At 74.6% G+C, this 12,608-nt stretch carries 11 protein-coding genes; 7 read left to right on the plus strand and 4 right to left on the minus strand.

The features are described 5' to 3' along the window. Window positions 1-7: 7 nt before the first annotated feature. Both DNL40_RS10050 and DNL40_RS10055 read right to left on the minus strand, forming a co-directional pair. On the minus strand, window positions 8-1,393 hold the full coding sequence (locus tag DNL40_RS10050) for an APC family permease (RefSeq protein ID WP_111251118.1): 1,386 nt from the start codon (window positions 1,391-1,393) through the stop codon (window positions 8-10). 69 nt (window positions 1,394-1,462) lie between these two features. Beyond that, a complete protein-coding gene (locus DNL40_RS10055) occupies window positions 1,463-1,825 on the minus strand; it encodes an ArsR/SmtB family transcription factor (RefSeq protein WP_218926035.1) in 363 nt (120 codons plus the stop codon). Between the two features lie 87 nt (window positions 1,826-1,912). On the opposite strand from DNL40_RS10055, the gene arsM reads away from it, so the two are divergent. Beyond that, window positions 1,913-2,689 (plus strand): arsenite methyltransferase, encoded by a 777-nt coding sequence (gene arsM / locus DNL40_RS10060; RefSeq protein ID WP_111251119.1) that lies wholly within the window; start codon window positions 1,913-1,915, stop codon window positions 2,687-2,689. 57 nt (window positions 2,690-2,746) lie between these two features. Here arsM and DNL40_RS10065 read toward each other — a convergent pair whose 3' ends face one another. Further along, window positions 2,747-3,151, minus strand: a complete 405-nt coding sequence (locus tag DNL40_RS10065; protein WP_111251120.1) for an arsenate reductase ArsC — start codon at window positions 3,149-3,151, stop codon at window positions 2,747-2,749. A gap of 107 nt (window positions 3,152-3,258) precedes the next feature. On the opposite strand from DNL40_RS10065, the gene DNL40_RS10070 reads away from it, so the two are divergent. Next, the gene (locus DNL40_RS10070; protein WP_111251121.1) at window positions 3,259-3,597 is read left to right on the plus strand and encodes an ArsR/SmtB family transcription factor; all 339 of its coding nucleotides are present in this window, start codon (window positions 3,259-3,261) and stop codon (window positions 3,595-3,597) included. Further along, window positions 3,594-4,304, plus strand: coding sequence for a cation efflux transmembrane domain-containing protein (locus tag DNL40_RS10075; protein WP_218926036.1), 711 nt, complete (start codon window positions 3,594-3,596; stop codon window positions 4,302-4,304). The genes DNL40_RS10070 and DNL40_RS10075 overlap by 4 nt, the downstream gene beginning before the upstream one ends. Here DNL40_RS10075 and DNL40_RS10080 read toward each other — a convergent pair. Further along, on the minus strand, window positions 4,278-4,784 hold the full coding sequence (locus DNL40_RS10080; protein ID WP_111251122.1) for a VOC family protein: 507 nt from the start codon (window positions 4,782-4,784) through the stop codon (window positions 4,278-4,280). The genes DNL40_RS10075 and DNL40_RS10080 overlap by 27 nt on opposite strands. A 93-nt stretch (window positions 4,785-4,877) precedes the next feature. Between DNL40_RS10080 and DNL40_RS10085 the strand changes: the two genes are divergently transcribed. The 4 genes from DNL40_RS10085 to DNL40_RS10100 all read left to right on the plus strand — a co-directional run. Beyond that, entirely contained in the window at window positions 4,878-5,540 is a 663-nt protein-coding gene (locus DNL40_RS10085; RefSeq protein WP_218926037.1) for a TetR/AcrR family transcriptional regulator, read from the plus strand. Window positions 5,541-5,595: 55 nt separating this feature from the next. Then, window positions 5,596-6,567, plus strand: coding sequence for an ABC transporter ATP-binding protein (locus DNL40_RS10090; RefSeq protein ID WP_111251123.1), 972 nt, complete (start codon window positions 5,596-5,598; stop codon window positions 6,565-6,567). Further along, entirely contained in the window at window positions 6,564-8,237 is a 1,674-nt protein-coding gene (locus DNL40_RS16440) for an ABC transporter permease (protein WP_218926038.1), read from the plus strand. The genes DNL40_RS10090 and DNL40_RS16440 overlap by 4 nt, the downstream gene beginning before the upstream one ends. Window positions 8,238-8,452: 215 nt before the next feature. Further along, window positions 8,453-12,608: VWA domain-containing protein (locus DNL40_RS10100; protein ID WP_111251124.1), on the plus strand; the 4,156-nt coding region annotated here is incomplete at its 3' end.

Genomic DNA, 12,608 nt, shown 5'->3' on the forward strand with positions numbered 1-12,608 from the left:
TTCGACGTTAGGGACCGGCAGGGCCGTTCGCAGGGCCGCCTGGCGCCCTGCGACCGATGCGCACGAGCACGCCGACGGCGAGGACGGCGAGCCCGGCGAGCACCGACCCGGCCGGCAGCGTGGCGCACAGGACCACGCACCCTGCGGCGCCCAGCGCCTGGGCCCAGCGCGGGAACCGGCGGTCGCCGCCCGTCTGGGTCCACGCCGCGAGGTTGGCCACCAGGTAGTAGACGAGCACGCCGAACGAGCTGAACCCGATCGCCCCGCGCAGGTCCACGGTGAGCACCAGCAGCACGACGACGGCGGCGAGCGCCACCTCGGCGCGGTGCGGCACCCGGAACCGGGGGTGGACGGCGGCGAGCCACCGGGGCAGGTCGCCCTCGCGGGCCATGGCGAGCGAGGCGCGCCCGACGCCTGCGATCAGCGCCAGCAGCGCCCCGAACGAGGCGACGGCGGCCCCGGCCCGCACCAGCGGCCCGGCCCACCGGGAGGCTTCCGGGACCTGCTCGACGGCGGTGGCCAGCGGCGCCGTCGTGCCCGCGGTGCCCGCCAGGCCCAGCACGGCCAGCAGGGTGAGCGCCACGGCCACGTACAGGATCACGGTGCCGCCGAGCGCCCCCACGATGGCGCGGGGGATCGAGCGCGCGGGGTCACGGACCTCCTCGCCCAGGGTGGCGACGCGTGCGTACCCGGCGAAGGCGAAGAACAGCAGGCCCGCCGCCTGCAGGATCCCGAGCAGCGCGGGGCCCGCAGCGCCCGTGGGGACGCCGTCGGGTCCGATCCCGCCCACCGTGAGCCCCGCTGTGAGCTCTGCTGTGAGCCCGGCCGTCGGCACGCCGGTGCCGCGCACCGCCGTGCCCCACGACGCCGCTCCGCTCGTCCACAGCACGACCAGCGTGACCACCAGGGCCGCGAGCACGAACGCCACGATCCACCGGGTCAGCCGGGCGGTGCGGGTCACGCCCCGGTAGTTCACCGCGGCCAGCGCGACGACGGCGGCTGCCGCCACCCCCCGCTCCACCCAGGTCGGCGTGCCCGCGGGCACCGCGTAGGCGGCGAACGTCAGCGCCATCGCCGCGCAGCTCGCCGTCTTGCCCACCACGAACCCCCAGCCGGCCACGTACCCCCACCAGGGGCCGAGGCGCTCGCGGCCGTACACGTACGTGCCGCCCGAGGTGGGGTACTGGGCTGCGAGCTGGGCGGAGCTGGTGGCGTTGCACCAGGCGACGACGGCGGCGAGGGCGAGGGCGCCGAGCAGGGCCCAGGCGGTGCCGGCGGGCAGCACTGCGGCCGCGGCCGGGCCGAAGGCGGCGAAGACGCCGGCCCCGATCATGGAGCCGAGGCCGATGACGACGGCGTCGGCGGTGGTCAGGCGGCGGGCGAGGTGGTCCACGGGCCGAGCCTGCCCGACGAAGGTGAACGGCGGGGGCCGACCCGCTGCCGGGTCGTCCTGGGCGGTGCGTCAGGCCGGGAGCACGGCCGCGACGGAGGACTCGACGAGCTGCCGCGCCTGGGGGGCGACGGCGAAGTACGCCCAGCGGCCCCGCTGCTCGCGTGTCACGAGCCCGGCCTCGGCGAGCAGCCTCATGTGGTGCGACACGGTGGGCTGGGAGAGCCCGACGGGGTCGGTGAGGTCGCAGATGCAGGCTTCGCCACCTTCGGCGCGAGCGACGATCGACAGGAGCCGCACGCGGTTGGGGTCCGCGAGCGCCTTGAAGGTCCGGGCGACGCCGGTGGCGGTGTCGGCGTCCAGGCCGGGGCCGGCGGGGCTGCAGCAGCCTGCGGCGTCGGCCGGGGTGGGGGCGAGGGGCAGGGGCGTCGTCACGGCACGATCGTCGCACACGTATTGACAGATGTCGATATGTGCCGCAGGGTCTGACGCATCGACAAACTTCGATGCGAGGAGAGGGTCATGACTACGGACGAGGCGATCCAGGAGCAGGTGCGCGAGCGGTATGCGCAGGCGGCACGTGAGGTCCAGGCCGGCCGGAGCGCCGAGCCCGGGACGGAGGGCTGCTGCGGGGGCTCGTGCGCCGAGGGTGGCGCAGCACCGGCGGTCTTCGGCGCAGGGCTGTACGACCTCACGCAGACCGGTGACCTGCCCGAGGCGGCGGTGCTCGCCTCTCTCGGCTGCGGCAACCCCACCGCCGTCGCCGAGCTGCGCGAGGGCGAGCGGGTGCTCGACCTCGGGTCGGGAGGCGGCATCGACGTGCTGCTCTCGGCTCGGCGGGTGGGGCCCACGGGCTTCGCCTACGGCGTCGACATGACGGACGAGATGCTCGAGCTCGCCCGGGCCAACGCCGCGCGGGCCGGCGCCACCAACGTCGAGTTCCGCAAGGGCGTCATCGAGGACCTGCCGCTGCCGGACGCGAGCGTCGACGTCGTCATCTCCAACTGCGTCCTCAACCTGTCCACGGACAAGCGCGCCGTGCTGCGCGAGGCCTTCCGGGTGCTCGCCCCGGGCGGGCGGGTCGGGATCTCCGACGTCGTCGCCGCGGACGGCGTGACGCCTCGGCAGCGCGCGGAGCGGGGCGCGTCCGTGGGCTGCGTGGCCGGTGCGCTGTCCCGGCAGGAGTATCTCGACGGGCTGGCGGGGGCCGGGTTCGTCGATGCCGAGGTCACGTTCACGCACGAGGTGGCCGAGGGCGTGCACGGCGCGATCGTCCGCGCCACGAAGCCGTCGCGCTGACGCTGCCGCCCGGGCGTCGCGGGCGGGCTGCCGCCCGCGACGCCCGGGCCGTGACGATCAGGCGACGGGTTCGACCCCGAGCTCCGCCAGGAGCGTGCGCACGCGCCGCTCGATCTCGTCGCGGATCGGGCGCACGGCCTCGATGCCCTGCCCGGCCGGGTCCTCCAGGGCCCAGTCCTCGTACCGCTTCCCGGGAAAGATCGGGCAAGCGTCGCCGCAGCCCATGGTGATGACGACGTCGGACGCTTGGACGGCCTCGGTGGTCAGCACCTTCGGCTGCTCCGCCGCGATGTCGATGCCCCGCTCGGCCATCGCCTCCACGGCGACGGGGTTGATGCGGTCGGCGGGCACGGAGCCGGCGGAGCGCACCTCGACGGCGCCGCCGGAGAGGTGCCGGAGGAAGCCGGCCGCCATCTGAGACCGGCCGGCGTTGTGGACGCAGACGAACAGGGCGGAAGGCATGAGGGTCCTCTCGACGGTCGGGGCTACATATTGACATATCTCGATGAGAGGGCCGCCGTCTCGGTACAGGATTCCCTGAATACAGAGAACGATGTACTGTCGCGTCCATGACCGAGACCTCCACCGTGACGCTGACGCACACGGCAGCGCTCGCACGCCTCGGGTTCGCGCTCTCCGACGAGACGCGCACGCGGATCCTGCTCGCGCTCCGCGAGGCGCCCGCCTACCCGTCCGACCTCGCCGACGCGCTCGGCGTCTCCCGCCAGACCATGTCCAACCACCTGGCGTGCCTGCGCGGCTGTGGTCTCGTCGAGTCCGTCCCGGACGGCCGCCGCACCTGGTACCGCCTCGCCGACCCGCACCTCGCCCCGGCCCTCGGAGGCCTGCTGCGCCTCGTCGTGACCGTCGACCCCGGCTGCTGCGGGCCGGACTGCAGGTGCTCGTGAACGGGCCGGCGCCGTCGGGAGGGCTGGCCCCCGAGCGCCGCGCGGTGCTCCACCGCCGGGTCCGGCTGATCGTCGCAGCCACCATCGGCTACAACCTCGTCGAGGCCGGCGTCGCGCTCGCGGCCGGGGTCCAGGCGTCGTCGGCCGCTCTCGTCGGCCTCGGGCTCGACTCCCTGATCGAGGTGGCCTCGGCCGCTGCGGTGGCGTGGCAGTTCACCCGCCGGGACCCGGAGCGGTGGGAGCGGGCCACCGTGCGGGCCGTGGCGATCTCGTTCTTCGCCCTGGCCGCGTACGTCACCGTCGACGCCGTCCGTGCGCTCGCGGGCGTCGCCGAGCCGGAGCGCAGCATGCTCGGCATCGCCGTCGCGGCACTGAGCCTGCTGGTGATGCCGGTGCTCGCCTGGGTCGAGCTGCGCACCGGGCGCGAGCTGGGCTCGCGGAGCGTCCAGGCGGACGCCAAGCAGCTGCTGCTGTGCGTCTACCTCTCGGGCACCGTGCTGGTCGGCCTCGTGGCCAACGCTGCGTGGGGCTGGGTGTGGGCCGACTCGGTCGCCGCGCTCGTCGTCGCCGCGCTGGCCGTCCGTGAAGGTGTGGAGGCGTGGCGCGGCGAGGTCGAGTCGGCGCTCGGCGTGCTCGGGGACATGGAGGACGAGGGCGCCGGGCAGCCCGGCGAGCAGCAGTCAGCCGGGCACGCCGGTCTCGGGTGAGCCGCTCGTGGTGCCCTGCGCCTCCCCGGACGTGAAGCCCGGCTGCTGGGACCGTTCCTCGAGCGGCTCCAGCTCCTGGAAGAGCGTGACCTGCAGGCCCGCGGGGGCCTCCAGCCGGGAGTTGACCGAGCGCCACGGCGTCTCGCGCGGGGAGGCGGTGAGGGTGGCGCCGGCCTCCACCAGGCGGTCGGTCGTGGCCGCAGTGTCCTCGACCTCGAACGCGACGCGCAGGCGGGCGCTGGGGCGGCCCTCCGCCTCGACGCGGTCGATCATGCGCACCTGCGCCGGGTTGGCGAGCTCCAGGGTGGCCGAGCCCGCGTGGAGGATCACGACGCGCGCGTCGCCCTCTCCCTCGAAGGCGGCCTGCTCGGGGAGGCCGAGCACGTCGCGGTAGAACGCGACGGCGGCGTCGAAGTCCTCGGCCTCCACGACGAGGCGCAGCTGTCGGACGGGCGGGGTCGGGATCGGGTTCTCGCTCATGCCTCGCACCGTAGGTGGCCCGGCGTCGGAGCGGGAGGGGGGCGGCGACCTGCCTCTTGCCTCGGTGCTGAACATGCGTTTAGTGTGCTGAACGTGCGTTCAAGCAGTGCTCCCGACGACCTCACCACCCGCGCCCGCATCCGGGATGCCGCGGTGGCGCGGTTCGCTGCCGAGGGATTCGGTGCGCCCGTCCGCGCGGTCGCCGCGGACGCAGGCGTGAGCCCGGCCCTCGTGATCCACCACTTCGGCTCCAAGGAGCGGCTGCGGCACGAGTGCGACCAGCACGTCCTCGCCCTGATCCGGGCCGCCAAGAACGAGAACATCGGACGTGCCGCGGAGGGCAAGAGCTTCTTCGAGGCCTTCGCCACGGTCGAGCGGCACGCCCCGCTCGTCGGCTACCTGCTGCGCTCGCTCCAGGCGGGCGGCACGGTGGCCAGGTCGTTCGTGGACCAGATGCTGACCGACTCCGAGCAGTACACCGCCGCGGCGGTCGAGGCCGGTGTCGCCCGCCCCAGCCGGGACGAGCGCGCACGGGCGCGCTACCTGACCCTCTCGGCGCTCGGAGCGCTGCTGTTGTCGGTCACGCTGGACCCGCCTGCCGACCCGGCCGACCTCACCGCGTACGTGCGGCGGTTCTTCACCGAGAGCTATCTCCCGATGATCGAGCTGTACACCGAGGGCTTCCTCGCCGACCGGCGCATGCTCGACGACTACCTCCTGTACGTGTCCGACCCGCCTCGGGGCGAGGAGAGCTGACGCGGCCCACCGCCGCGCGCCCCTGCCTGACGCCCCCACGACAGAGGAAGAACCCATGACCACCAGCACCGAGCGGGCCCCCGGCGGCCCCGCGATCGAGATCCACGACCTGCGCAAGACCTTCGGCACCACCCACGCCCTCGACGGGCTCGACCTGACCGTCCGCCCCGGCGAGGTCGCCGGGTTCCTCGGGCCCAACGGCGCAGGCAAGTCCACCGCCATCCGCGTGCTCCTCGGCCTGCTGCGGCCCACCTCGGGCCACGTCCGCCTCCTCGGCGGAGACCCCTGGGCCGACGCCGTCGCGCTGCACCGCCGCCTGGCCTACGTGCCGGGTGACGTCTCGCTCTGGCCGAACCTGACGGGTGGCGAGGCCATCGACCTCCTGGGGCGGCTGCGCGGCGACCAGGGACGTGCGGCGGCGCGCCGCAGGCAGGAGCTGCTGGAGCGCTTCGAGCTCGACCCCACCAAGAAGGCGCGCACCTACTCCAAGGGCAACCGGCAGAAGGTCGCGCTCGTGGCGGCGTTCGCCGCCGACGTCGAGCTGCTCGTGCTGGACGAGCCGACGTCCGGCCTCGACCCCCTCATGGAGGCCGTGTTCACCGAGCTGCTGCGCGAGGCCAAGGCCCAGGGGCGCTCCGTGCTGCTCAGCAGCCACATCATGAGCGAGGTCGAGAAGGTCTGCGACACGGTCACGATCATCCGCCGGGGGCGGGCGGTGGAGTCGGGCACCCTGCAGGAGCTGCGGCACCTCACGCGCTCGGCCGTCACCGCCGTCGTCGGCGGTGACCCGGCCCCGCTGGCCGCCCTGCCCGGCGTGCACGACCTGGCGACCACGGCGGACGGCGACGGGACGCGGGTCACCTTCGACGTCGAGAACGACCAGATGGGTGACGTGCTGGCAGCCGTCGCGCCCCTGGGCGTGCGCTCCTTCACGGCCACACCGCCGTCCCTGGAAGAGCTGTTCCTGCGGCACTACGGCGACGAGCTCGCCGCTGGTGGCGGCAGCGCCACGGGGGCGGCGCGATGAGCGCGCCCGCGGTGGCGCGCGCCCGCGGCGGGTCGCGCCTGCGGGGCGCCGGACCGGGCGGCACCCTCGCCGGCACGGGTCTGCTGCTGCGGTTCATGCTGCGGCGCGACCGCGTGCGCCTCGCCGTCTGGTCGGCCTCGGTGGTGGCGCTGTGGCTCTACGTGGTCACCGCGTTCGGGGCCCTGTACTCCACGGCCGAGGAACGCCAGGCCCGTGCCGCGCTCATGACCACCCCCGCGAGCGTCATGATGACCGGCCCCGGCTACGGGCTGGAGGACTACACGCTGGGCGCCATGGTGGCCAACGAGCTGCTGCTGTGGGTCGCGCTGGCCCTGGCGATCATGAGCGTCCTGGAGATCGTGCGGCACACGAGGGCCGAGGAGGAGTCGGGCCGGGCAGAGCTGGTGCGTGCGGGCGCCGTCGGGCGGCACGCGCCCGCTGTGGCGGCGATGCTCCTGGTGCTGGTCGTGAACGTGGTGGTCGCCGTGCTCTCGGGGGCGGTGCTCGTGGCAGGCGGCCTCGACGCCGGCGACTCGGCGGTGCTCGTGGTCGCGGCCGCGCTCACCGCGCTCGTGTTCGCTGCGGTCGCCGTCGTCACCTGCCAGCTCACCGCGCACGGCCGCGGGGCCGCCGGCCTGGCGCTCGCCGTCTTCGGTGCCGCAGCCCTGGTGCGGGCGGCCGGCGACATCCAGGAGCGGCACGGCAGCGCGCTGTCCTGGTTCTCCCCGATCGCCTGGGCCCAGCAGACCCGCGTCTTCGTGGACACCCGCCTGTGGCCGCTCGTGCCGAGCGCGGTCCTCGTCGTGCTGCTGCTCGTGCTCGGGGCGGTGCTGGCCTCCCGACGCGACCACGGTGCCGGGATGCTCCCTGACCGGCGCGGGCGCGCGGACGCGAGGCCGTCGCTGCGCTCGCCCGTCGCGCTGGCGTGGCGCCAGCAGCGCACGGCGCTCGCGTGGTGGACGCTCGGCGCCGGGCTCATGTGGCTGGCGTCCGGGACGTACGTCGACGGTGTGGGGGACATGATCGGCGACCTGGCCGAGACCAACCCGGCGGTCGCGCAGATCTTCGGGGCGGACGGTGGGCAGGGGCTGGTCGACGCCTTCGTGGCGGTCATCCTGCTGTACGCCGTCCTGGCCGCGCTCGGCTACGGGATCGCCGCCGTGCTGCGGGCCGGTGCCGAGGAGGCGGAGGGGCGGGCCGAGGTGGCGCTCGCCCTGCCGGTCTCGCGCGGGCGCTGGCTCGGTGCACAGCTCGTGGTGGCGGAGGCGGGCGCCGCGGTGCTGGTGCTGGCAGGCGGCGCGGGGACGGCGCTCGGCGCGCTGTCCGTGGGGGTGGACGACCCGGCGGCCTGGACGTACCTGCTGGCCGCCGCGTCGTACCTGCCCGCGGTGGCGGTGGTGCTCGGGCTGGCGGCGGCGCTCTACGCCTGGTGGCCCCGGCTGGCCGGGCTCGCGTGGGCGGTGCTGGCGCTCGTGTTCGTGGTGGGCATGTTCGGCGACGCGCTCGACCTGCCGGACGCCGTCCAGGGTCTGTCGCCGTTGTGGTGGGTGCCGCGCGTGCCGGCCGAGGATCCGCGGCTGCTGCCGGTGGTGGTGCTGGCCGGGGTGGCGGTGACGCTGCACGTGCTGGCGTTCGCCGGCTTCCGGAGGCGTGACGTGCCTGCCCGCTGACACTCTCCGTGACGGGGGCGCCACTCATGCGTGGCGCCCCTGTCACTCACGTGGCGCTGCCCTACCCACCGTCTCGCGCCGCACCCGCTCACCCGCCCACGGGCCTTCCTACGTTGTGGACAGACCACAAGAGGAGCGGCCGCGAGGCCGGGACGGGAAGCATCGACATGGCGACGAGGCGCGCACGAGCGCGTGGGACGACGTGGCGGAGGGCGGTGGCCGGGTTCGCGGTCCCGGTCCTCGCGCTCCTGGGGAGCGGGGCGCTGGGCGCAGGCCCCGTGGCCGCCGACGAGCCGGACCCCACCCAGGTCACCGAGCAGGCACCGGAAGGGTCCGACGACCCTGCGCCGGCGCAGGGCGACCCTGCCACCGTGCCCGACGACGGCAGCGGGCAGGGCATCGAGGGTGCGGAGGGCAGCGCCCCGGCTCCCGGTGCGGAAGGGCCGGCAGGAACGAGCGAGGCGACCGCTGCCACCGACGAGCCGGTACCTGCGGCAGACGCCGCCGACGAGCCGGCACCGGCCGCCGACGCGGCCGTGACAGAGGCGACCCCGGTCCCCGCGGCCGGGCAGCCCGCCACCGTCGTCGTGCACGTGGGCGGCGATCGTGCCGGTGACGGCGGGGTCTCGGGCCTGGCCGGCGTGACGCTCGGCCTGTTCCCCAGCGAGGGCGCCACCGCCCCGGTGGCCGCGCCGTGGGCCACCGCGACGTCGGACGCCGCGGGCGTGGTCACGTTCACCGTGCCCGCCGAGGGCACCGGCACCGCCTACTGGGTCAAGGGGATCTCCGGTTCCGGGGCCTACACCCTCAACCCGAGCCTGGCGACCGCCCCCATCACGAACCCGACGTCCGACACCGCCCGCACCTATGCGTTCCAGACGCCGCAGCTCCAGCAGGGCGGCACGTACGAGTCCGGCAAGGACTTCATGCGCCAGGGCGGTACCAACGACTACGCCTCGTCCACGGGTACGTGGGCCCCCAGCCGCAGCAACCCTGACCTGCCGGAGCAGTGCGGCCTGGACGTCGCCCTCGTCGTCGACCTGTCCGCCTCGGTGCTCCAGGCGAACGCCACGCAGGACCTGCGCCGCGCCGCGACCAGCTACGCCAACGCGCTGCTCGGCACGCCCAGCCGCGTGCAGCTCATCTCGTTCGGCACCACGGCGACGACCGTCTCGGGCCTGACGTCGGTCTCCACGCAGGCGGGCGTCGACGGGCTCACGCGCAGCATCAACACCCTGCAGCCCCAGAGCAGCAGCTACACCAACTGGGACGGTGCGCTGCGCACGGTGCGCCAGCAGGACGGCGCGTTCGACCTCGCGGTCGTCATCACCGACGGCAACCCCACGGTGCTCGGCGACGGCAGCGCCGGCCGCAACACCCGCCTCGCCGAGGTGGAGGCGGGGATCTTCTCCGCCAACGCGCTCAAGTCGGAGGGCACCCACGTGCTCGCCATGGGCGTGGGAGACGCGGTGCGCAGCAAGAACGCCGCCCTCAACCTCCAGGCGATCTCCGGCCCGGACGACTTCGTCCAGGCCGCGGACTACGAGGCGCTCGCCCAGGAGCTGCGCGACCGCGTGTTCGAGCGCTGCGCCCCCTCGCTGACCGTGGTCAAGCAGGTGGCCCCCGCCGACGGCGGCCCCGCCGCCCCCGCGGCAGGCTGGACGTTCGACGCCTCCGGCGACGCCGTCTCCGCCACCGGCACCACGGACGGCACCGGCGCGGTCAACTTCCCCGTGACGTCCGACGCCGGCTCCGGCCGCACGCCCGTCACCGTCACCGAGCGCCAGCAGCCCGGGTACACCCTGCAGCAGCAGGACGGCAGCAACGCCGTGTGCACCGTCAAGAACAAGGACAACCCCCTGGGCACCACGCTGGGTGTCGAGAACACCGGCACCGACGGGTTCACCCTGTCCATGGGCAGCGGCGACATGGTGAGCTGCACCGTGGTCAACGCGGCCCCCGCGGAGCTGAGCACCACGGTGACCGCCGACCCCACGTTCGAGCGCGACTACGACTGGGGCGTCAGCAAGCAGGTCAAGGACGCGGACGGCACCTGGGTCGACGCGACCGAGCGCCGCTCGCGCCCGCACACGGCGCAGGCGTTCGACTACCGCGTCGTGGTGACGCCGCAGGGCCCGCAGGACTCGGGCTACCGGGTGCACGGCACCGTCACGGTGACCAACCCGAACGCGTCGGCCGTGCCGCTCACCGCGGTGGACGTCACCGTGGGCGGCGTGCCCGCCACGGTGGAGATCCCCGACGGCGCCACGGTGCCCGCGGGCGGCCAGGTCGAGGTGCCCTTCACGGCCACCATGCCGCAGGGCACGACGGCGGGGACCACCGCCGAGGTGGTGGCCACGGCGTCCTGGGGCGACGTGACGACGCCGCCGGCCACCACGGAGGTCGCGTTCGCCGGGGTGCGGCCCACGGAGACCGACCGCACCGTCGTCGTCGAGGACACCGCGCCCGAGCTGGCTCAGGCCTACTCCCTCGAGGAGCGCACCCTGGACGCCACGCAGGGAGAGCAGACGTTCACCTACTCGCGCGACCTGGGCGCCGAGCTCGGCGCCGGGGAGACGGGCGAGTACCCGAACACCGCCAGCATCCCGCCGACGTCCGACCAGCCGGAGCAGTCCGACGACGCCGACGTGACGGTACGCACCGGCCGCGACCTGCTCGTGGAGAAGGCCGTGGCGGCACAGCTGCACCGCACCTACGCCTGGTCGCTGGAGAAGGACGTCGTCGGTGACGACGTCAAGGAGGCGGGGGAGGACGGCACCGCGACGTTCTCCTACCGGGTCACGGCCACGCCGGGCGCGGCCACCGACTCCGGGTGGGCGATGGACGGCACCATCACGGTGTCCAACCCGAACCCGTGGCCGGTCGACGCGACCGCCGCGGACCTGCCCGAGCTCGGCGAGGGCGTCACCTGCACCGTCGACGGCGGCACCGCCCAGGTTCCCGCCGCCGGCCCGGACGGCCCCGGCACCACCACGTTCGGCTACACCTGCCTGTTCGACGGGAAGCCGGACCTGGACGGCGCCAACGTCGCCACCGTGACGTGGGACCCCGAGCAGGCGTCCTCCGCCCACGGCACCGCGTCGCACTCCGTGGACGTCACGGAGGCCACGTGGGACAAGACGGTCGAGAACGAGACCGTCACCGTGGTGGACGACAAGACGGTCGAGGGGCAGGAGATCGTGCTGGGCCAGGCCACCTGGAACCCGGACGGCACCCCCACCACGTTCACCTACGACCTCACCGTCGACGGACCGCAGGAGCCCGCCACCGAGCGTCAGCACACGAACACCACCTGGCTGCGCGAGGTTCCGCCGATCCGTGACGAGGAGACCGTCACCGTGCTCGAGCGGCCCGCGTACGACCTGGCGCTGCGCGAGTGGGTGGGTGAGCTCTACCGCGACGGGCAGCTCGTCTCGGCCCGCAACCCCGACGCCGACGACCCGGGCCCCGACTACGACGTCCCGTACGCCGCGTTCGACAAGGCCGGCGTGGACGTCCGGGTGGGAGACGTGCTGGTCCACGACCTGCACCTGTTCAACCAGGGCAACCGGCCCGCCCGGGTCGAGGAGCTGGTCGACTACCTGCCCGAGGGCCTCGCGCTCGCGACGCCCGAGCAGCTCGCCACCGTGCCGGGTGAGGACAACACCGGCTGGGAGCCGCGGGACGGCAAGCTGTTCTACACCCCCGCGGGTGACGGCATCGTGATCGAGCCCGGCCACGAGGCCGAGGTACGCCTGGTCCTCCAGGTCACCGAGGCGGCCCTCCCCACCCAGGGCGACGACCACCGTGACGTCACCAACTTCGCGGAGATCAGCCGGTTCTCCGGCCTGGTGGTGACGCCGCAGGCCGAGCCGCAGCCCGCGTCGCCGTTCGCAGCGTCCCTGCGCCGGCTGGTGCCGGACCACCTGTTCGCGGCGGTGAGCCCGCTCGCGGCCGCGACGCCGCTCGCGGCGCCCGCCGGCACCTGGGAGCAGGTGGCCGACGTCGACTCCCGCGCCGACGCCCAGAACTACACGCTGGTGGACGGGGTGGTGCGGTACGACAAGTACGAGAACAACGAGGTGGACGAGCACGACACCACCGACGAGTGGGACACCCCGGTGGCCGACGTCGACAACGACGAGGACGACCACGACGGCAACGTGGTGCGCGTGCTGAGCGCTGTCGTGCCTCCCACGCAGCCGGACGAGCCCGGCACGCCGCAGCAGCCGGCGACCCCGCAGGATCCCGCGAACCCTGCGGCTCCGGTGGACCCCACCGACCCGACCGCCCCGGCGGTGGGCGGGGCGACGGAGGGCTCGCGCGGGCCGGCGGCCCAGCCCGCCCAGCAGCCCGCCTGGTGGGTGGGCT

Source organism: Xylanimonas oleitrophica (assembly GCF_003244315.1).
Lineage (GTDB): Bacteria > Actinomycetota > Actinomycetes > Actinomycetales > Cellulomonadaceae > Xylanimonas_A > Xylanimonas_A oleitrophica.